Consider the following 18,959-nt stretch of genomic DNA (forward strand, 5'->3'; position numbering starts at 1 on the left):
GATGACACGAGCCTGCAAGGCGACTGCATTGAACACCTTTGACAAATATTAGCTTAGAGAGATGAAAAATTTAGTAGCAGAATTGCAATGGCGTGGCTTGGTTCACGATATGATGCCCGGAACCGAAGAGCAACTTTTAAAGGAAATGACCACGACCTATATTGGGTTTGACCCGACGAGTGATTCGTTGCATATTGGAAGTTTGGTGCCGATTATTTTGTTGGTGCACTTGGAGCGTTTTGGTCATAAACCGATTGCGTTGGTAGGTGGTGCTACGGGTATGATTGGTGATCCTTCGGGGAAATCGGACGAGCGCAATTTGTTGGATGAAGCGACTTTAGAGAAAAACGTAGCCGGAATCAAAGCCGTGTTGTCGCGATTTTTAGATTTTAATTCGACGGCTGCAAATGCCCCGATTTTGGTGAACAATTACGATTGGATGAAGGACTTTTCGTTTATCAATTTTGCGCGTGATGTGGGGAAAAGAATTACCGTAAATTATATGATGGCTAAGGATTCGGTGAAAAAGCGTTTGAGTGGTGAAAGCGGCGAAGGGATGAGTTTTACCGAGTTTACGTATCAGTTGATACAGGGTTACGATTTTCATCATTTGTACAAAACGCACCACTGTTTGTTGCAAATGGGTGGTAGCGACCAATGGGGCAATATTACTACGGGAACTGAGTTGGTGCGCAGAATGAATGGCGAAGGCGCGAAGGCGTATGCGATGACTTGTCCGTTAATTACCAAAGCTGATGGTTCTAAATTCGGGAAATCCGAAGGCGGTAATGTTTGGTTGACGGCCGATAAAACTTCGGTGTACAAATTTTACCAGTTTTGGTTGAATACTACGGATGTTGATGCCGAGAAATACATTAAGATTTTCACTTTTTTAGATAAAGACACGATTGACGCTTTGATAGCAGAACATCAAACGGCGCCACATTTGCGCGTGTTGCAAAAACGCTTGGCGGAAGAAGTAACTGTTTTTGTGCACGGTAGAGAAGAATTGGAGAAAGCCATATTTGCTTCCGGAGCGTTTTTTAGTCCGACGATGGACGATTTGAAAAAATTGGACACCAAAACTTTCTTGGAAGTCTTTGAAGGCGTACCGCAAGCCGAAGTTGAAAAAACAGACATTGAAAACGGTTTGGACATGATTGCGGCGCTTTCGGCTAAAACCGGTTTCTTGGCGTCGAACAGTGAAGCGAGACGCGAGTTGCAACAAAACGCGATTTCGTTGAATAAAGAAAAAGTGACTGCGGATTATATTATCACAGAAAAAGACTTGATTAACGGTCAGTTTTTGATGTTGCAGAAAGGGAAGAAGAATTACTATTTAATCAAAGTGATATAAATGAAAAGGAACCGATGAGGTTCCTTTTTTTTTATTCGCCTAAATTGATTTCTATTTTGTTCGAAGTAAACCAGCCTTTGGTTAGGATTGTGTCTTTTAAAAGTTCGTTTTTTTCTGCTTCGGAAAAGCTTAGTAGTAGTTCTTCGACCATTAAGTTGATGTGGAGTTCGATAAAATGCTTTTCTTTTTCTTCGATGAAATACTCTATGTCACCATTGCGGTGGTATCGATTTTTATCCCAAACAATGACGGCGTCGAAGTGTTTGACTTCATTGGGTTGCATTTTTTGAATATTATTCAGGAAGTATTCTTTTTTTTCTTGTTGCCATTGTTCAGGGGTTTTGTTTTTAATGGAGGCAGTAATAGAATCTTGATAGCGGTTCATTTCGGCTTCATTTTTAAAATTCAGCACTTGTTTTTCTCCGGTAAAAATGCCGTTTACTTCCAGAGACATTTCGTTTTCGTAGACTTTGTAGTAGGGATTTGGTCTGAGAGAACCCGAGCCAATTGGGATTATCTTCTTTAAGTCTAAAACAAAGGAAATCTCTTTTTTGCTAATATTAGTAATTTGATAGTGCAGCTTGAACGTCCTGCGGTTGTCTTCTGTTTCGGTTGTTGCAATGGAGTCTATTTTTATGACAATCGGTTTGGATTGTGCATGAACTGTAATAGAGAGCAGAAGGAGAATAATGTATTTCAAGACAGCTGTTTTTATATAAACGCAGCAAAAAGAGTTTTATTATATCACCATCAAGTTACAACCGCGGATGTCAGAATGATCAAAACGTCCCAATACCTCAAAAGCGTTATTGGGCTGTTTTTTGCCCAAATCTTGTGTGGCGATAAAGGAACAAGAGTTGATATTGGCTAAATCGATGACGTTGACACCACCGGTTTTTCCGTAATCGACATAACTCAACGCATCTTCGGTGTCGCGGATTAAAACGTGCATCCAGGTTGGGCATTCAAAAATGCCATTGCCTAAGGAATAAGCTTGAGAAAGCAATTCGGTCATGCCATATTCCGAATGGATACTCGGTACACCAAAACCTTGACTTAAAATTTGATGTAATTCTTCCCGAATCATTTCTTTGCGTTGGCCTTTCATACCGCCGGTTTCCATGATGATGGTGTTTTTGAGTTGGAATTTTTGTTTTTCAATTAAATCCAATAATGCGTAGGTTACACCAATCAGTATTACGTTTTGACCGGAGTTGTCGAGTTCGATGAGCTTTGTTATCAGTTCGTCGTAATTACGCAGGTAAAAGCCACTGTTTTCGTTGTTTGACAATTCGATTAGATCTTTCACCATATAAATCAACGATGAACCACTGCGTTCCAAGTAGGACGGAAGTAAGGCCAAAACCGTATAGTCTTCGATATTGCCGTAGAATTGCGAAAACGCTTGGCGGTAACTTTGCTCGTATAGCGACACATCGGTAACGAGGTGTTGGCTGGTAATCATTCCCGTGGTTCCACTGCTGGTGAAGGTTTCTTGGATTTCATCCGTATTTGAAACTACGGCATGACTTTTAAAAAACTGTATGGGTAAAAACGGAATTTGTTGGAGCGATTTTACTTTTTGTACATCCGTTTTTAAGAAGTTGCAAAATTCCCTATACACTTTGTTGTTTTCGTATTGGTAACGAAATACTTTCAATGCTATTTTTTCAAATTGCTTGTGTGAGGTGATTGTAAATATGTCTTGCGGTTGAACCAAAGTATTAAAAAATTTAGCGCAAAAATACGGAAAATAAAAAAAGGCCCTAACGTTCATTAGGACCTTTTTGGTATTGTTGGATTGGGATTATTTAATCACCAATTTAGTAGTAGCTGTTTTACCTTCTTCAGTAATTCTAACCACATAAACACCTGCATTTAATCCGCTTACGTTAACAGCGTTATCAGCAGTTGTAGTGTTTAAAACTTGTTTTCCTAATACGTCAAAGATAGCTACTGTTTTTTCAGCATTAGCAGCCGTTTCGATGAACAAAGTACCGTTAGCAACCGGGTTAGGGTACACTTTTAACCCTGAGATTTGGTTTTGAGTAGTTCTCAAAGATCCTGAAGTCACTTGAGCCCAAGTTGTTCCAATTCTCAATTCATCGATTTGTGTAGCGCCTGTTTCTGTTGCTGAGTCTTGTCTTAAAAAGAAGTTTGAAATTTCTGTAAAATCAGTTCCCGTGTGAGAATCCGTAAGAGAAGCAGCAGGTTGTGCTCCATTCAACGCAGGATTTATCCATAAATTTACAGTATCGTCAGAAGCATTTGGACCAAAAGTATAACCAACAACAACAAAATAAGTTTGTCCTGCAGTAAATGTATCTGTTGAATAAGTGGTGTTAGCGCCATTAGCAGTTCTCACTTCTATACCTAAGTTATAACTTGTGTCGTCAACTCTTTTAGCCCATAACGTTGCTCCCAAACTTGTGGTGCTTGAACCAAAACCTGAAAAATAACCACCGTTAGTATCAGTAACTCCAGCCATTGAAGTGATGTTCAATAAATAAGAGTAGTAGATTGTTTCTGAAGTTGTTGGGGTGAACGAAGTAAAGCAGTCAACTCCGTCAGCTGCAAATGAAACAGAATTTCCTGCAGTTGTAAAGCCAGGATAAGTTAAGCTTGAGTTGCCTACAGTAATGTTGTCACCTGTGTTAACATTAGACCATTGTTGTGTTTGACCTATAGATGTACCTTCAGCATATGCAAATGGTTCATTAAAAGGTAGTGTATTAACCGGTTTACATTCCGGAGCATTAACGTTAGCAGTGTAAGAACATGAACCACTCGTGATGGTTACAGCTAAATTCGTACCTTCAACAATGCCACTGATTGTAATATTTCCTTGAGCGACTGTTGCCGGATTGTCTCCACCAACGGTTCCAGATGAGGGAACAATGGTGTAACTTCCCGATCCGCCACCGGTATAAGGGATTGTAGCGGTGTAAGTGTCAAGTGCTGCTGTAACAGCAGAACAAGCAGTTGTTGCTGTACCTAATACTAATGTACAAGAAGCGTTAAAATTAAAAACTCTAACATCATCAATTCGGAATTGAGCTGTAGAAGTTGATTTAAAACGGATTGATAACGTAGTTGTAGACGGAATTCCTGAAGTAATAGTTGCCAAAGACCATCCTGTTGAGCTTGGAGTGTAAGTTAACGGAGTCCAGTTGGTTGCGTCGGTACTTACTTCAACGGTTAAAACATTAGTCAAAGGTGAAGGGGTGTTTATTCCGAATGACAATTGTAAGCCTGAGGTATTGTAAGCAGAAGTGTTAATTCCGTCAATTTGAAAGAATTCATCTACGGCATTAATAAATACGTTACAGTTTCCTGAAGCTCCTGTGTAACCTGATGAAACTAAGGTTGTTCTAACATCAGCGGTACCGGTGAATACAATCGGAGAGGAGTTTTGCCAGCCTGTGTGTGCTGTAATCAGTGGATTATTAACGGCTGTTGTCCCCATATTCTCAGAGAAAATAGTTTGTCCTAATGAAATAGAACTTACAGCTAATAATAATAAAGAGTAGATTTTTTTCATTTTTTTTAAATTTATTTAGCTTACAAATATAAGCACAATATTTGTTTGCCGAAAATAAGAGTGTAAAAAAATGATTAAAAAAAAGTTAAACCTACAAAGTTTAACTATCTGACAATTAGTTTTCTAGTTGTGGTGGTGTCTCCTTCAGTAATTTTGATGATGTAAACACCCGGCGGGATAGTGCTGATGTTTAATTCGCGAGAAGAAATAGTGGTTTGCAGTACCTTTTTACCCAATACGTCAAAAATTAAAACTTCTTTATCTAGCGTAGTTTTTGAAGTGATGTAGATTTTTCCGTTGCTTACTGGGTTTGGATAAAAACCAAGCGTTTCTCCTTGTTGCTTCACGTCCTGAGCAAAAGTACCCAGAGAGAACAAGCAGAAAAAGAAAAAAGTGTATAAGTAGTTTTTAGCCATGACAAAAATTTGGTTATTACAAATGTATAAAAATAATTTCAAATATTATACCAAAAAAACTCCTTCTTGTTGGGAAGGAGTTTTTTAAGTTTTAATTGGAGTCGATTTATAGTGTTTTCAACCAAGTTCCTGTTGTAAATGGGGCTGTGTTGGCGCCTACTGCATTAGCATTAATTCCAATGATGGCATCGATGTTAGTGGTGTCGCCGGAAATTCCGTTACGAGTTAAAGCAGTGATAAAAGTTATATTAGCATTATTGATTTTTAAAGAACCGTCTTGGAATTGACCTAATTGGTTTCTTAAATCCACGCCATAACCAACATTAGTTACTTTTACGTTTGAAATATTTCCTGCAGTTCCTTCTTTGAAATTGAAAGCTGCTTTTGAAGTATTGCCCGAACCGGTGATGGTTACGTTTGTCACGGTTGGATTAGCTCTAGGTGAACTATTGAATTCAACAGGTAGGTTAGAACACTCAAATCCAAAGTCACCATTAGCCGGTTGAATAATCCAAATGTTGCTTAAGTTTCCTCTGTAACCTCTGTCCCAGTCAATGTTGTCGTCCTCACATCCAAAAGCGGCTAAATTGGTTGCATTTACTGCACCACCGAAAAATTCAAATGCATCATCAGCACCTTTGTAGGCTTGTAAGTTTTCCAAAACTGTTCCTGAACCTACTCCGAAGAAAGAGAAAGCATTATATTCAGCAGTACCACCTGTAATAGCAGCTCCGGCGTATTCAACTCTAACGTATTTTAATGAACCTGAATTGTCAGCATCGTCGTTTCCACCGTAAATTAAACCTCCGGCTTCAGCAATTTCGGTACCACCGGCAACGTTAATTCTCGCTTTTCCGTTGATAATGATTCCTCCCCAGGCACCGATTTGTTGTGATTGTGCTGTGAATACAATTGGTGAAGATGAAGTCCCATTAGCAATTAATTTTGCTCCTTGCTCAACTTGTAAGTAATTTGTTCCTGCAGCTTGGTCTGCTGTAGAAACGGTGAAAGTAGTACCGGCTTCAATAGTTAAAGTGGCTCCGGCTTTTACTACTACAACTCCTTTTAAGTTGTAATTCCCGGCAGGTACATTTAAATCAGTTGTAATGTTCCCTTGAAGTACAGAACCTTCTAAGTTAGGAACATTAGTTCCGGTTGTTTCATCAGAAGAACATCCGATAGTAAAAGTTAAAGCTACTAAAGCGATAAGTTTTAAGAAATTTGTTTTCATATTTTATTGTTATATTGTTTTTACAAAAGTAATTTCAGCATTTTCAAATCAGGTTAATCAATGGTTATATAACGGTTACCGCTCAGTGAAATATTTGTAAACTAAATGTTATGCTATAAAAAAAGAGAATCTATTAGATTCTCTTTTTAATTATTTGATATACAGTATTTTATTATTAGAAAGTGTATGAAAATTCTAATCCAACCGTTACACCTTGTGTCAAACGATTGTTTACGTTGCTAAATTGACTCGGATTAGCAATAGGTCGGGTTGGATCTTGAGTAGCTAAAATTTCAGCATCCAAAATGTTTTTTACGGTTAAGTTCAATTGGTATTTTTTCGAGAAAGTATTGCGCCAAGTAAAATCCAACATGTCAATTGGCTTTTGCTTAATGTCGGAGGCACCGTCAGTACCAACGGCATAAATTCTGTCAGAGAAAGTATTGTAAATAAATGACACTTTCGACTCTATTTTGTCGTTTTTAATCAAGTCATATACGATATCGGCATTGATAATAATATCGGATGCGCCTTGAAGTGAACGCTCAGTTGAGGTGATACGTGGGAATTTAGCTTTGTCTGCAATTTCTTCCGATTTCATAAAGATGGTGTTCAATCCGAAAGTAGTTCTTTTAGTGAAGAAGCTTTCGCCAAAAATCACATCTAATCCAAAGTTAGATTCTAACTCTATACCAAACAAATTGGCTTCATCAAAGTTTACAAACTTGGTTAAGAAACCGGTTGAAGTTCCTTCTAACAAACGAGTAATTGGGTCTTGAATGTGTTTTCCGAAAACGGCAACAGCCACCATACTGCTTTGTGTCGGGAAGAATTCGTATTTCAAATCCACATTGTAGTTTTGGGTATTTTTCAAATCAGGATTACCGATGCTGAAGTTACCGTCTCCGTCTTGGTAACGGAAAGGTAAAATTTCACGGAATCTTGGTTTTGTGGAAGTTTTAGAAGCGGTAAAACGCAAGTTTGATTTTTCGTTTAATTCATATTTTAGGTTAAGCACCGGACTAAAGTCGATTGGATCATAAACTTGTACTTCAAAAGGAGAAGTTACAGTGCTGGTTTCTTTTCTCGACTTGGTTTCGCGGAACATGTATTCAAATCGCGCTCCAACATCCAATGTTAATTTTTTCCAATTTCGGTTGTAATTCACAAATCCGGCATTGATGAACTGTGCGATTTTCACGTTAAAGGTCGGGTCTGATGTACTGGCGTAAAAAAGACTGCCATTGTCAAAATTAGCATCAAAGAAAGCTTGCGGATTGTTCGTGTCCATGGTAGTATCGGCTAAGTTGCCACCGCCATTTACACGGATGGTTCTGTTGAAGAAATCATAATTGGTCATGTCACCCGCATAGCCGAATCGCAAACTGTTTTTCGATTTTCCGTCAATCTCTTCGCCAAATTTTATCTCATATTCTACTTTTCCGTTCACGTTGATGTTGTCTAGAACCGAGTAAAAGCGAAACGGGTTGGCACCATTGAAAGTTACAAAATCTGCCTCTTCACCAACACCTTCTGTAATTAATGTTTTTCGGTCAGGCATGTTGTTTTTGCCTAACGTAGCGGCAATTCCATACTCCAAAATGTGTTTTTTATCTTTAAAATACAAGGTTCCTAATTGTTGGATTCCGAAAGAGGTATTCTCTACATATTTTGTATCTCTCAAGAAAAAAGGTCTGTCAATAGTGATGAAATCGGTGTTTTCTCCTTGAATTTCTTCAATAGTACTTTCTGAGTTTTGAAGGTAAATTACGTTGAAAAAGAAGTTGTACAAATTGGCTTTCTTAAGGTTCAAACTGGTCAAAGCTGATTTTTGTGTAAAGTATTTTGAATTGGCCACATCAAAATCTTTGAAAGCAGTACCTTCCGAGTTTAAGTTTCTTCTTTGTCCGGTTTGTGACAAATAATTGTTGCTGAAATTGACATTGAAAATGTAACCGATTTTTCTATCGTTCGACAAGTCAAATGAATCCGAATTGGTAATGCTGGTTCCAATACTCATTGGTGCGGTAGTTTGTTCCGGTGACCAAGAGGAATTAAAGAGGTCTTTAGATTCAGATGAAGATGCTTGATAACCCAAGGCAACATTTTCGCCAAAAACACCCGGAAGAGCACGGTTGTTGCCGCTGTAACCAAAGAAGTCTGCGCCGCCTTCACTGCCCGATTTAAAATCTTTAAAAGTGGTAATCGAGTTGAATCCGGCAGAAACACTCACTTTTGTATAAGGTTTTGAACTGATGTCTTTGGTCCAAATATTCAAGGAAGCACCGGCAAAATCTTGGTACAAACCGGAATTGAACGTTTTGAAAACATCAATATTTCTGACAATATCGGTTGGAATAAAACTCAGCGGAATTGTTTTCAAATTCGGATCAGAAGGAATGAAGTTCAAACCGTTAATTTGAAGGTAATTGTAACGATCGTCTAACCCACGAATAAATATACCGCGGTCGGCCACTTTAGAAACCCCTGAGATTTTTGCTACTCCTTGTTCAACAGTAGAAACTCCTTTGCGTTGCATCTCTTGTGCTCCTATACTTTGTTTGATTTCAACCGCATTTTTCTGTTCCATAAGTAAGGCCGATTCTTTTTCGCGACTCACTACTCTCTGAATCACCACATCTTGCAATTGATAGCTGCCTGAACCCAAAGCTTTATTAATAGTTAATGTTTCTCCGGCTTTAACCACAATTTTTTCTTCTACAGTTTCATATCCTAAAAAGCTGAATTGAATAGTGTAGGTTCCGGCTTCAATGCTTAGGCTGAATTTTCCGGTTTCGTTGGTGGTTACTCCTATAGTAGTGCCTTTAATAATGACATTAGCAAAAGGTAAAGGCTCGTTGTTTAAGTCTTTATCCGTTAAAGTACCGTTCACGGTTCCTTTGTTTTGGGCAAAACTTACAATATTGATTAATAATAATGTAACGATTAATTTAAGTTTCATTGTAGTCGTGTTTAATTTTGGCGCAAAGAAACCACCACTTTGTAAAGGTCGTGTTACTCCATTATTACCTTTTTGTTCTTTTAGTTTTACCAAATTGTTAACATATTAAATTACCGTTAACTCCATAGTCGCGCTATGTCATCATTTTGTATTATCTTTACCTTTACTACCGCAAAAAACAGTATGCGTTTGTTATGAAGAAAAAAGACATTAAGATTTTATTAGTCGATGATGAACAAGATATCTTAGAGATTGTTGGGTACAATTTATCCCAAGAAGGTTATCAAATTGTAACGGCTACTAACGGTAAAGAGGCCATTGCCAAAGCCAAAAAAGAGCTGCCGCATTTGATTATTATGGATGTGATGATGCCCGAAATGGACGGCATGGAAGCTTGCGAAAACATCCGTAAATTACCCGAACTCAGCAATGTTATTATTACTTTTTTAACGGCGCGCAGTGAAGATTATTCTCAGGTAGCCGGTTTTGATGCCGGTGCCGACGATTACATCACCAAACCGATTAAACCGAAATTGTTGGTGAGCAAAGTGAAAGCATTGTTGCGCCGACTAAAAAGCGATGACCAAACCACCGAAACCCTTAATGTAGGCGGTATTGAAATCAATCGCGAAGAATATAAAATCATCAAAGAAGGTCAGGAAATCATCCTGCCGCGCAAAGAGTTTGAATTGTTTTATTTATTGGCCTCCAAACCGGGAAAAGTCTTCAAACGCGAAGAAATTTTGGATAAAGTTTGGGGCAATGAAGTTATTGTTGGAGGTAGAACAATCGATGTTCACATCAGAAAGCTTCGCGAAAAAATAGGCGAAGATTTATTCAAAACCATCAAAGGAGTGGGTTACAAACTCGAAGTCTAAATGAAGGTCAATTTCAAGAAAACATACACTTTTGCGTTAGTTTCTACAACGTATATTACCCTTTTTTCCACCGGTTTTCTTGGTATTTTATTGTGGTTTTTCCACGAGTTCTCCTGGGCTATTCTCTTGGTTTTTGCCTTATCGATGGCAACCTTTTCCTTTTTCGTAATCCAATACCGCGTTGAGCATTTTATTTATCGAAGGGTAAAAAAAATCTACGACGATGTTTCCTTACTTGAATCGACTTCTTTCCGAAACCAACCCATTACTACTGACATGGCTACGTTAACCAAACAAGTGAAAAAATTTGCGATGGATAAAAAGATGGAAATCGAAACGCTTAAAGTACGTGAAGAATACCGTCGGGAGTTTTTAGGGAATGTGTCGCACGAACTTAAAACGCCATTATTTACTGTTCAAGGTTATCTTTCTACCTTGTTAGATGGCGCAATGAACGATAAAAATGTGCGAAAAAAATACTTGGAAAGAGCCGAGAAAGGTGTAGAGCGACTCATTTATATTGTGGAAGATTTAGACATGATTTCAAAATTAGAAACAGGCGATTTGAACTTAGAGTTGTCTAAATTTAACATTGTCGAGCTTATCCAAAATGTCTTCGATTTATTGGAAATGAAGGCTGATAAAAAGAACATCATTCTCATGTTCGACCGTAAATACAGCAAACCCATCAAGGTTTTTGGCGATAAAGAAAAGATCCAACAGGTGTTGACCAACTTGATCATGAACTCTATCAAATACGGTAAAGAAAACGGAACTACCGAAGTCAGTATTGAAGATTTGGTTAATAACAAACTTATCATCCGAATTCGAGATAACGGGGAAGGTATTGAAAAACAAAATTTATCCCGAATTTTCGAACGTTTCTTCCGCGTGGACAAAAGCGGTGCGCGTAGCGAAGGCGGTTCCGGTTTAGGTTTGTCTATCGTAAAACATATTATTGAAGCCCATGGTGAAAAAATTTATGTGGAAAGCGAGTTCGGCAAAGGCTCCGAATTCTCATTCACCATGGAAAAGTATAAATAACTGTTTCCAATTTACGGTTGCCACACTTTTAGGAAAACCTTTGTACAAATCAATTTCGAGTAATTTTTCGGCTTTAAATTCATCTTGCTTGGCAAAGGGAGCCATGCCTTTTCGTTTGCATCGTTTGGCTAAATATTCTTGTTCAAACTGACCGGGCGTCGGAATAAAAAAAGCTTTTTTCTCTAATTTTGCCAAATCCATTACGGTGGTGTAACCCGAACGACAAAGCACTAAGTCACTTTTATTATAAGCTTTTTCTACTTCATCGGAAGTCATAAAGTTGTAATACGTGAACTGACGGTCTGTTTTGATGTTTTGCTCCGGTTCTACTTTTCCGCGTATAAAAAGAATGTTGCCTTCATAATCCTGAAGTTCAGTCGTTAGTTTTTCTTCCAACAATGTTCGTTGCGGTTCCGGCCCCGACAAAATAACCATCAAATCGTATTGCAACGGCAAGTCTTTTTGGGATAATCTGCTTAACGGACCAAGGTATTTCAGGTTGAGCGAAGTGTTTTCCAAATGACCTAATTTTCCCGTCAAATTGGGTTGGTTTTCATTGTCCGGTATCCAGCATTCGGTGAATTTTGCAATGAAAAACTGGTGTAGTTTGGTAGAAATCCAAGTGGTTTTACCCGACAATACATTTAGCTGATGCGTGATAAAAACGCTTGGTACTTTTTTGCTGTAAACGCCCAAACGGTTATCAGAAATAATGCCTTTTAAATCGTATTGTTTGACTAAAGCTTTGACCTTCTGTTTTTCTTCAAAAATGGCCTGAATCATTTTCGGACTGTTTTTGATGAGTTTCCATTTGAAGTCCTTTTCATCTTTGGCATATTCTATTTCATAAGATGGCAGTTCAATCGAAATAAGTTCCGGAAACTCTTTTTGCAACAATCGCAAAGCCATGCCATCGGAAGCAATAATAGGGGTAAAGCCGAATTGCTGTAATTCTTTAATAATTGGAATACAACGAGTGGCATGACCCAAACCCCAATTTAGCGGCGCAATTAATATGTTTTTCGAAGTCGTTTTCAAGTTGGGAAGGTAAGCTTTTAACATTGCAAAGTAAAAAAGATTTCGGATAGTTTATATTTCCTTAATTTTACCAAAAAATTAAATCTGTGGGCAGCAAGAATAAACTAAAGCGATTCAAAGAAAACGAAACCTTTCAAAATGTGTTCCAACCAACTCGTGAAGAAGTAGTAGGCGGTCAATTTCCGCTAAAAGGCAAATGGAACAGCGAATTTTTCAAAAATAACAATCCTATCATCATCGAATTGGGTTGCGGTAAAGGCGAATACTCCGTAGGGTTGGCCGAACAATATCCCGACAAGAATTTTGTCGGAATCGATATCAAAGGTGCCCGATTTTGGCGTGGTGCTAAAACAGCTGTAGAAAGCGGCATGCACAATGTAGCCTTCGTACGCACGCAAATTGAACTCATCGAAGGCATTTTTGATGAAGGCGAAGTAGCCGAAATTTGGATTACGTTTCCCGATCCGCAAATCAAATACAAACGCACCAAACACCGTATGACCAATAGTGAGTTTTTGAAATTATACAAACGAATTCTGCAACCGGACGGTGTGGTTAACCTAAAAACGGACAGCGAATTCATGCACGGTTATACCTTGGGGTTATTACACGGCGAAGGTCACGAAGTGTTGTACGCCAATCACAATGTATATAAAAACGAAGGTGCGCCTCAGGAAGTAATCGGCATCCAAACCTTTTATGAGAAACAATATTTGGAAATCAATAAGGCAATTACGTATATTCGTTTCAAAATCAAATAGATGACCAACTTCTTGCCGCTTGTATTGGGTTTTTGCATTGCTTTTTTGGCGGTTATACTTCCGGGTTTAATCAACATGACAGCAGCCAAAATCAGTTTGCAAGAAGGTAAAAACGAAGCGATTAGCTTTGCTGCCGGTGCTTCGGTTGTGGTGTTTGTACAAACCTTTATCGCCGTTTTGTTCGCCCGATTCATCAGCCAACACCAAGAAATTGTAGCGACCTTACAGGAAATAGGCATCTTTATTTTTGCCGGATTGAGCGTTTATTTTTTCTGGATTGCCAAAAAGCCAAAGAAAATCAAACCCGAAGCCAAAATCAAAGGAAAATCTAACCGCTTCTTTTTTGGCATGTTGCTGTCGATGCTGAACTTGTTGCCGATTCCTTTCTATGTATTTGCCAGCATGGGTTTAGCAGCTGCGGGTTATTTCAGTTTTGATAAAATTCCGGTATCAACTTTTGTAAGCGGTGTAGTGTTAGGTTCTTTCAGTGTGTTTTACCTGTATATAGTCGCCTTTAAAAAGATTGAAAAGAAAACCGAATTCCTGATGCGAAACATCAATTATGTTATTGGTTCGGTTACCACTTTCATGGCTATTGTAACGCTAATAAAACTTCTTTGCGATTAAAATGGAAGACAATTTTTTTGAAAGAGTATACGATATTGTCCGCCAAATTCCCGAAGGTAAAGTCACTTCCTACGGCGCTATTGCCAAAGCTTTAGGCTCGGCGCGTTCCGCTCGTATGGTCGGTTGGGCGATGAATGCCAGTCACGGACACGATGATGTTCCGGCGCACCGCGTAGTCAATCGCTTCGGAATGCTTTCCGGGAAACACCATTTTGCCGGTACGAATTTGATGCAACAATTGTTGGAAAACGAAGGAATAGCAGTTGTTGATAACCAAATAGTCGATTTTGAAAAGCACTTTTGGCAACCGAAAATTTAGCATTAGAACGCCAATAAAATCGATTATAAAACAATAAACATTTTCAATTCATTAACGATTGTTTCCAAACATTTCGTATTATCTTTGCAATCTAAATTCAGTTTAAATAAAAGAAACTGAAAGATTTAAATTTAGTACGAAATGAAATTAGATAGAAAAGAAATTTTGGCTGCTTTGGAAACCATTACCATTGCAGGCGAAGGCAAAAATATGGTCGAAAGCGGCGCTGTTAAAAACGTGCTGACTTTCGGTAACGAAGTGGTAGTCGATTTAGTAATTTCGACACCGGCCATGCACATCAAAAAACGCGCGGAAGACGACATCAAAAAACTCATCCACGATAAATTTTCATCCGATGCTATGGTGAAAGTCAACATCAAAGTGGAAACGCCCGAGCAAAATCCGAATCAAATCAAAGGCAAAGCCATTCCGGGCATCAGCAATATTATCGCGGTAGCTTCCGGAAAAGGCGGCGTTGGAAAATCAACAGTAACTGCCAATTTAGCCGTGTCCTTAGCTAAAATGGGTTTCAAAGTAGGCGTGTTAGATGCCGATATTTACGGACCAAGTATGCCGATCATGTTTGATGTAGAAAACGAAAAACCGCTTTCTATTGAAGTCGACGGCAAATCGAAAATGAAACCTATCGAAAGCTACGAAATCAAATTGCTTTCCATCGGATTCTTCACTTCACCAAGTCAGGCTGTAATTTGGCGTGGCCCAATGGCAGCCAAAGCCTTAAACCAAATGATATTCGATGCTGCTTGGGGCGAACTCGATTTTATGTTAATCGATTTACCACCGGGAACCGGCGACATTCACTTGTCCATCATGCAATCGTTGCCTATCACAGGCGCTGTAGTGGTAAGCACACCACAAGCCGTGGCTTTAGCCGATGCTAAAAAAGGAGTTTCCATGTTCTTGTCCGACAGCATCAACGTTCCGGTATTGGGTATCATCGAAAACATGGCCTATTTTACGCCGGAAGAATTGCCAAACAACAAATATTACATCTTCGGTAAAGAAGGTGCAAAAGACTTGGCAGCCGATTTAAATGTGCCGTTCTTAGGCGAAGTACCATTGGTGCAAAGCATCCGCGAAGCCGGAGATTACGGTCGCCCTGCCGCCTTACAAACCGCTTCGGTCATCGAAAATGTATTCGAAGCCATTACCCGTAATGTGGTACAGGAAACCGTAAACCGCAACGAAAGTTTACCGCCGACTGAAGCGATTAAAATTACCACCATGGCCGGTTGTTCGGCTGTTAAGAAGTAGTGTTTAGTTTTCAGTCTCAGTTTACAGTTTTGTTTACTGCGACTGAAAGCTGCGACTGAAAACTAAAAATTAAATTATGACAAACGAAGAATTAATTGTCAATATCGAAAAAGCCCTCGACGAAATCAGACCGTTTCTGAATTCCGATGGCGGCGATATCAGCTTGGTTTCCGTAGAAGACCAAAAGCACGTTAAAGTGCGTCTTCAAGGCGCTTGTACCTCATGTAGTTTGAGTGTGAGTACCATGAAAGCCGGGGTGGAAACCACCATCAAAAAGTACGCACCGCAAATCGAAACCGTAGAAAACGTAATTTAGTTATTTTGACCTAATGTCTACACTGAGCGCAGTCGAAGTGTAGGGCGTTCCCCTGCGGGTCGGGCTATTCGTTGCAATCTTTTCGGGATTGATAATCCCCAAAAGGATTTCCACTACTATCCCTAACGCGAATGTAGCTTGGTATGATAAAAATCATAAAATAAAAGTTCGGGTTTGAAGACCTTAGCGCCTTTGAATCACAGAACCTCAGAATCTCAAAGCATGATAGAAACAGATATACTGATTATCGGAGCCGGACCAACAGGTTTATTCGCTGTTTTTGAAGCCGGTTTATTAAAATTAAAATGCCACATCATCGACGCTTTGCCGCAACCCGGCGGGCAGTTGGCCGAATTGTATCCCAAAAAACCCATTTACGATATTCCCGGTTATCCCGAAGTATTGGCAGGCGATTTGGTGAACAATTTGATGGAGCAAATCAAACAATTCCAACCCGGATTTACCTTGGCGGAAACCGCAGAAACCATTGACAAGTTAGACGACGGTACGTTTATCGTAACCACCAACAAAGGCACCAAACACCACGCTAAAGCCATCGCTATAGCCGGCGGATTGGGTACTTTTGAACCGAGAAAACCGGAGATTGAAAACATTAGTTGCTACGAAGAAAAAGGCGTAGAATATTTTGTCAAAGATCCGGAATTGTTCCGCGACAAGAAAATTGTAATTGCCGGCGGTGGAGATTCTGCCTTAGATTGGAGCATCTTTCTAGCCGATGTAGCTTCGGAAGTTACGTTGATTCACCGCAGAAATGAATTCCGTGGTGCTTTGGATTCCGTAGAGAAATTACAAGAATACAAAAAGTTAGGCTTGGTGAATTTAGTAACACCGGCTGAGGTAGTTCGCTTACACGGCGACGACCATTTAACCGCTATCACCATCAATTCCGATGGCCAAGAGCAAACCATTGAAACTGATTATTTTATTCCGCTTTTTGGTTTAACACCAAAATTAGGACCTATCACCAATTGGGGATTGGAAATTGAAAAGAACGCGATTAAAGTGAACAATGCTTTAGATTACCAAACCAATATCGATGGTATTTACGCCATTGGAGACGTGAACATTTATCCGGGTAAATTAAAACTCATTTTATGTGGTTTCCACGAAGCCACTTTGATGTGTCAGAGTGTTTACAATCGCTTAAATCCGGGCAAACGTTATGTGTTGAAATACACCACGGTTTCCGGTGTAGACGGTTTTGACGGCACCCGAAAAGAAGCAGAAAAAGCAGTAGTAAAATCAATCGACTAATGGCACAAGACATCACTATTAAAATCACAGATCGCGACGGCGTTACGCATGAAGTGCAAGCGCCAACCGATATGAATATGAATATTATGGAGTTGGTTCGTTCTTACGAATTGGCTCCCGAAGGTACTATCGGTATTTGCGGCGGTATGGCCATGTGCGCTTCTTGCCAATGTTATGTGTTAAATGATGTACCGTTACCGGAAAAAAATCCTGATGAAGAAGCCATGTTGTGGGAAGCTTTCAATGTAAAAGACAACAGTCGTTTGGGTTGCCAACTTCACATCACCGAAGCAATGGACGGACTGGAAATTGAGTTGGCTCCGGAGAGTTAGAAAGAAATAAAAAAGGCGAGAAGTAAAATTCTCGCCTTTTTTATTGTCAACACTTAGTTTGTTATTTTTTAACAAACTGTAATGTTTTTGAAGCATTTTCTTTGTTGATTTTTATAAAGTAAACACCTTGAGATAAAGATTGAGTATCTACCGTTAAATCAGCTCCTGTTGATACATTAACTTGTTTTACTAATTGCCCTAAAGCATTGTAAATAGTGAATGAATCAGGTAGTTCTTCATTAACAGAAATAGCAACGAAATCATTAGCCGGGTTTGGATATAACTTGATTTGGTTTAACCATCCAAATTCGGAGTTGCTCATTGGCGACTGGCAAGCTAATGAAGTAGCTAAAGTGTTTCTTCTTGGTGAATTCTGCATAACCGCTAACATTCTTGCCTTTTGATTTAAAGTAAATATGTTCATACAAGCATCATTGGTATAATCCATGTAGTTTTCTACCATGTCTACACCGGCAGCAGCTGGACAAGAGTCATAAGTGTTTAAACAATCATAATTTTCCCAACCTGCAGGTGGAGTATCAGCACAGAAATCATTATTGTTAGTACAATTTATAATGCCTGCAGCTTGTGAACCTCCGTCTCCCCAAATATGTCTTAATCCCAAACAGTGTCCGATTTCGTGAGTAGCTGTTCTTCCTAAGTTGTAATCGTTAAAATAAGTTCCTTGGTTAGGTGCAACTACTGATGAACCAAAACAACGATAGTCAATAATTACCCCATCAGTAATAGCATCACCACCATTAGAATTTAATCCGCCAAGACCGGAATTACTCGGGAATTGAGCATAGCCCAAAACACCGTCTAAATCACCGCCAAATTGACAAACCCAAATATTAAAGTACTGAGTTGGATCCCATTGGGTTTCCGGTTTCAAAAAAGTTTCAACATTGGTTTCATTCCAAGTGATATTGCCTAAATTAACACGGTTTATACCGTTTGTTGCCGCACCATTTGGATCCCTTTGTGCCATACAGAATTCAATTTCAACGTCTGCACCAACAGGGTTTGTGTTGTATCCCGGAGTGTTCAACATTCTTCTGAAATCTTGATTGAGAACTGTGATTTGAGAGAGGACTCTGGCGTTAGAGATGTTTCTTCCTGAACCAACAGCTTGTCCACTGTGAATAACGTGTACTACAACAGGAATAGTAATTACCACATTGGCTGATCTTCCGGCTGCCATTCGTTCTTGAATTTCGGCAACTTTCGGAGCTATCCATTGTTCAAAAGCTTCGGTAGTTGATCGGTTGGGATTGTTTGCTCTTAAAAAATTTTCATACTCATCGGTAATACATCTGATAGAACCGTTGTGCGGATTAACACTTTTTGGCGATGAACCAAATAATGTTCTTTCGGGATTGCTCTGATTTTGAGCAAAAAGCATAGTGCTAAATAATAATAGTGTAAAAGTTTTAAACATATGTTTTAGGGTTGTTAATACAATACAAAAAATAAGTTGGCTAATGTACTAATTTAAATAATATAACACATCAAATTTGTGAAATAACCACAATTACATTTAAGGATACCTTCGAAACTTAGTAAAGTTTTAATAGCACTTTTTAT

18 protein-coding genes are annotated in these 18,959 nt (G+C 39.0%); 10 read left to right on the forward strand and 8 right to left on the reverse strand.

Going from position 1 to position 18,959, the window contains the following annotated elements; translation table 11 throughout:
* The first annotated feature begins 61 nt into the window (after positions 1 to 61).
* Entirely contained in the window at positions 62 to 1,357 is a 1,296-nt protein-coding gene (tyrS, locus tag Q0M21_RS09190; RefSeq protein ID WP_295337392.1) for a tyrosine--tRNA ligase, read from the forward strand.
* A 31-nt stretch (positions 1,358 to 1,388) separates the two neighbouring features.
* Here tyrS and Q0M21_RS09195 read toward each other — a convergent pair whose 3' ends face one another.
* The 6 genes from Q0M21_RS09195 to Q0M21_RS09220 all read right to left on the reverse strand — a co-directional run bounded on the left by Q0M21_RS09195 (position 1,389) and on the right by Q0M21_RS09220 (position 9,507).
* A complete protein-coding gene (locus tag Q0M21_RS09195; RefSeq protein WP_295337395.1) occupies positions 1,389 to 2,057 on the reverse strand; it encodes a hypothetical protein in 669 nt (222 codons plus the stop codon).
* Between the two features lie 39 nt (positions 2,058 to 2,096).
* The gene (locus tag Q0M21_RS09200) at positions 2,097 to 3,077 is read right to left on the reverse strand and encodes an acyl transferase (RefSeq protein WP_295337486.1); all 981 of its coding nucleotides are present in this window, start codon (positions 3,075 to 3,077) and stop codon (positions 2,097 to 2,099) included.
* Between the two features lie 87 nt (positions 3,078 to 3,164).
* The gene (locus tag Q0M21_RS09205; RefSeq protein ID WP_295337399.1) at positions 3,165 to 4,898 is read right to left on the reverse strand and encodes a T9SS type A sorting domain-containing protein; all 1,734 of its coding nucleotides are present in this window, start codon (positions 4,896 to 4,898) and stop codon (positions 3,165 to 3,167) included.
* Positions 4,899 to 5,002: 104 nt separating this feature from the next.
* Positions 5,003 to 5,314 carry a T9SS type A sorting domain-containing protein gene (locus Q0M21_RS09210; protein WP_295337401.1) on the reverse strand — a complete coding sequence of 104 codons (312 nt, stop codon included), beginning with the start codon at positions 5,312 to 5,314 and terminating at the stop codon, positions 5,003 to 5,005.
* A 106-nt stretch (positions 5,315 to 5,420) separates the two neighbouring features.
* Entirely contained in the window at positions 5,421 to 6,545 is a 1,125-nt protein-coding gene (locus tag Q0M21_RS09215; RefSeq protein ID WP_295337404.1) for a hypothetical protein, read from the reverse strand.
* Positions 6,546 to 6,720: 175 nt separating this feature from the next.
* Positions 6,721 to 9,507, reverse strand: coding sequence for a TonB-dependent receptor (locus Q0M21_RS09220; protein ID WP_295337407.1), 2,787 nt, complete (start codon positions 9,505 to 9,507; stop codon positions 6,721 to 6,723).
* A 194-nt stretch (positions 9,508 to 9,701) separates the two neighbouring features.
* On the opposite strand from Q0M21_RS09220, the gene Q0M21_RS09225 reads away from it, so the two are divergent.
* Positions 9,702 to 10,385, forward strand: a complete 684-nt coding sequence (locus Q0M21_RS09225; protein ID WP_295337410.1) for a response regulator transcription factor — start codon at positions 9,702 to 9,704, stop codon at positions 10,383 to 10,385.
* On the forward strand, positions 10,386 to 11,429 hold the full coding sequence (locus tag Q0M21_RS09230; RefSeq protein WP_295337413.1) for an ATP-binding protein: 1,044 nt from the start codon (positions 10,386 to 10,388) through the stop codon (positions 11,427 to 11,429).
* Here Q0M21_RS09230 and Q0M21_RS09235 read toward each other — a convergent pair.
* Positions 11,403 to 12,467: a glycosyltransferase gene (locus Q0M21_RS09235; RefSeq protein ID WP_295337416.1), complete on the reverse strand. Its 1,065-nt coding sequence runs from the start codon at positions 12,465 to 12,467 to the stop codon at positions 11,403 to 11,405. The two genes, Q0M21_RS09230 and Q0M21_RS09235, sit on opposite strands and share 27 nt — an antisense overlap.
* Before the next feature lie 86 nt (positions 12,468 to 12,553).
* Here Q0M21_RS09235 and trmB point away from each other — a divergent pair, with 86 nt between their 5' ends.
* The 7 genes from trmB (at position 12,554) to Q0M21_RS09270 (ending at position 17,372) form a co-directional block, all read left to right on the forward strand.
* A complete protein-coding gene (gene trmB, locus Q0M21_RS09240; protein ID WP_295337419.1) occupies positions 12,554 to 13,228 on the forward strand; it encodes a tRNA (guanosine(46)-N7)-methyltransferase TrmB in 675 nt (224 codons plus the stop codon).
* On the forward strand, positions 13,229 to 13,855 hold the full coding sequence (locus Q0M21_RS09245) for a LysE family transporter (protein WP_290873050.1): 627 nt from the start codon (positions 13,229 to 13,231) through the stop codon (positions 13,853 to 13,855). It begins immediately after the preceding gene.
* A 1-nt stretch (position 13,856) separates the two neighbouring features.
* Positions 13,857 to 14,174: an MGMT family protein gene (locus Q0M21_RS09250; protein ID WP_295337421.1), complete on the forward strand. Its 318-nt coding sequence runs from the start codon at positions 13,857 to 13,859 to the stop codon at positions 14,172 to 14,174.
* A 141-nt stretch (positions 14,175 to 14,315) separates the two neighbouring features.
* Complete coding sequence (locus Q0M21_RS09255) at positions 14,316 to 15,449, forward strand: Mrp/NBP35 family ATP-binding protein (RefSeq protein ID WP_295337422.1); 1,134 nt, start codon at positions 14,316 to 14,318, stop codon at positions 15,447 to 15,449.
* Between the two features lie 76 nt (positions 15,450 to 15,525).
* Positions 15,526 to 15,765: a NifU family protein gene (locus Q0M21_RS09260; RefSeq protein ID WP_295337424.1), complete on the forward strand. Its 240-nt coding sequence runs from the start codon at positions 15,526 to 15,528 to the stop codon at positions 15,763 to 15,765.
* A 222-nt stretch (positions 15,766 to 15,987) separates the two neighbouring features.
* Positions 15,988 to 17,040 (forward strand): NAD(P)/FAD-dependent oxidoreductase, encoded by a 1,053-nt coding sequence (locus Q0M21_RS09265; protein WP_295337426.1) that lies wholly within the window; start codon positions 15,988 to 15,990, stop codon positions 17,038 to 17,040.
* On the forward strand, positions 17,040 to 17,372 hold the full coding sequence (locus Q0M21_RS09270) for a 2Fe-2S iron-sulfur cluster-binding protein (RefSeq protein ID WP_295337428.1): 333 nt from the start codon (positions 17,040 to 17,042) through the stop codon (positions 17,370 to 17,372). Before Q0M21_RS09265 ends, Q0M21_RS09270 begins: the two co-directional genes overlap by 1 nt.
* A 61-nt stretch (positions 17,373 to 17,433) precedes the next feature.
* Here Q0M21_RS09270 and Q0M21_RS09275 read toward each other — a convergent pair whose 3' ends face one another.
* The gene (locus tag Q0M21_RS09275) at positions 17,434 to 18,813 is read right to left on the reverse strand and encodes a T9SS type A sorting domain-containing protein (RefSeq protein ID WP_295337430.1); all 1,380 of its coding nucleotides are present in this window, start codon (positions 18,811 to 18,813) and stop codon (positions 17,434 to 17,436) included.
* Positions 18,814 to 18,959 lie beyond the last annotated feature (146 nt).

The sequence above is a fragment of the Flavobacterium sp. genome (genome assembly GCF_024710485.1).
Classification (GTDB): domain Bacteria; phylum Bacteroidota; class Bacteroidia; order Flavobacteriales; family Flavobacteriaceae; genus Flavobacterium.

Excerpts from the sequence above, each read along its gene's own strand:
- Q0M21_RS09225 (WP_295337410.1), top strand. The coding sequence starts at position 9,702 with ATGAAGAAAAAAGACATTAAGATTTTATTAGTCGATGATGAACAAGAT.
- Q0M21_RS09260 (WP_295337424.1), top strand. The coding sequence starts at position 15,526 with ATGACAAACGAAGAATTAATTGTCAATATCGAAAAAGCCCTCGACGAA.
- Q0M21_RS09250 (WP_295337421.1), top strand. The coding sequence starts at position 13,857 with ATGGAAGACAATTTTTTTGAAAGAGTATACGATATTGTCCGCCAAATT.
- Q0M21_RS09220 (WP_295337407.1), bottom strand. The coding sequence starts at position 9,507 with ATGAAACTTAAATTAATCGTTACATTATTATTAATCAATATTGTAAGT.
- Q0M21_RS09275 (WP_295337430.1), bottom strand. The coding sequence starts at position 18,813 with ATGTTTAAAACTTTTACACTATTATTATTTAGCACTATGCTTTTTGCT.
- Q0M21_RS09205 (WP_295337399.1), bottom strand. The coding sequence starts at position 4,898 with ATGAAAAAAATCTACTCTTTATTATTATTAGCTGTAAGTTCTATTTCA.
- Q0M21_RS09255 (WP_295337422.1), top strand. The coding sequence starts at position 14,316 with ATGAAATTAGATAGAAAAGAAATTTTGGCTGCTTTGGAAACCATTACC.
- Q0M21_RS09265 (WP_295337426.1), top strand. The coding sequence starts at position 15,988 with ATGATAGAAACAGATATACTGATTATCGGAGCCGGACCAACAGGTTTA.
- Q0M21_RS09270 (WP_295337428.1), top strand. The coding sequence starts at position 17,040 with ATGGCACAAGACATCACTATTAAAATCACAGATCGCGACGGCGTTACG.
- Q0M21_RS09245 (WP_290873050.1), top strand. The coding sequence starts at position 13,229 with ATGACCAACTTCTTGCCGCTTGTATTGGGTTTTTGCATTGCTTTTTTG.
- Q0M21_RS09230 (WP_295337413.1), top strand. The coding sequence starts at position 10,386 with ATGAAGGTCAATTTCAAGAAAACATACACTTTTGCGTTAGTTTCTACA.
- tyrS (WP_295337392.1), top strand. The coding sequence starts at position 62 with ATGAAAAATTTAGTAGCAGAATTGCAATGGCGTGGCTTGGTTCACGAT.
- Q0M21_RS09210 (WP_295337401.1), bottom strand. The coding sequence starts at position 5,314 with ATGGCTAAAAACTACTTATACACTTTTTTCTTTTTCTGCTTGTTCTCT.
- Q0M21_RS09215 (WP_295337404.1), bottom strand. The coding sequence starts at position 6,545 with ATGAAAACAAATTTCTTAAAACTTATCGCTTTAGTAGCTTTAACTTTT.